We start from the raw sequence: 1,019 nt of genomic DNA, 5'->3' as shown, positions 1-1,019 counted from the left end.
CGGCTGGTCCGAGGGTGTGGGTGTGCTGGTGCTGGAGCGGTTGTCGGATGCGCGGCGCCATGGTCATCGGGTGCTGGCGGTGGTGCGGGGCAGTGCGGTGAACCAGGACGGTGCGTCGAACGGGTTGACGGCGCCGAACGGTCCGTCGCAGCAGCGGGTGATCCGGCAGGCGCTGGCCAGTGGCGGGTTGTCGGCCGGTGATGTGGATGTGGTGGAGGCGCACGGTACGGGGACGACGCTGGGTGACCCGATCGAGGCGCAGGCGCTGATCGCCGCCTATGGTCAGGACCGGCCGGGGGACCGGCCGTTGTGGCTGGGGTCGGTGAAGTCGAACCTGGGTCATACGCAGGCGGCGGCGGGTGTGGCCGGTGTGATCAAGATGGTGATGGCGATGCGGCACGGTGTGCTGGGTGTGCTGCCGCGCACCCTGCATGTGGATGCGCCGTCGTCGCACGTGGACTGGTCGGCGGGTGCGGTGGAGCTGCTGACCGAGCCGGTGCAGTGGGCGCAGGGTTCGGGGCCGCGCCGTGCGGGTGTGTCCTCGTTCGGCATCAGCGGCACCAACGCGCACGTCATCCTCGAAGAGTCGAACGCCGACATCGAGGCGGATGAGGGCGCCGAAACCGGAGGACTCGCCTCCCTCGCACCCGGCGCGGTGCCGTGGGTCCTCTCCGGCAAGACCGAAGCCGCCCTGCACGCCCAGGCCGCACGCCTCCTGGCCCGCGTCGAAGCGGCCCCGGACCTGCGTGCCGTGGACCTCGGCTGCTCCCTGGCCACGCAGCGCTCCGTCTTCGACCACCGCGCCGTGGTCCTCGCGAACGACCGTGACTCCGCCGTGCGCGGCCTGGCCGCGGTGTGCGTGGGGGAGAGCGACTCGGCTGCGATCGTCGGCACGACCGAACAGGGCCGCACCGCCTTCCTGTTCTCGGGTCAGGGGTCGCAGCGGTTGGGTATGGGGCGTGAGCTGTACGGTCGTTTCCCGGTGTTCGCGGAGGCGTTCGACGCGGTGTGCGCGGGCC

General features: G+C 71.6%; 1 protein-coding gene. It reads left to right on the top strand.

Features of this window, described 5'->3' with window-relative positions; all coding sequences use genetic code 11:
- A partial coding sequence (locus tag ADK41_RS05860) for a ketoacyl-synthetase C-terminal extension domain-containing protein (protein ID WP_167353452.1) occupies positions 1–1,019 on the top strand: 1,019 nt, incomplete at both ends.

The organism is Streptomyces caelestis, from assembly GCF_001279005.1.
Lineage (GTDB): Bacteria > Actinomycetota > Actinomycetes > Streptomycetales > Streptomycetaceae > Streptomyces > Streptomyces heliomycini.
Note: the sequence above shows the minus strand (reverse complement) of the source record. Positions and strands in the feature narration are given on the sequence as shown.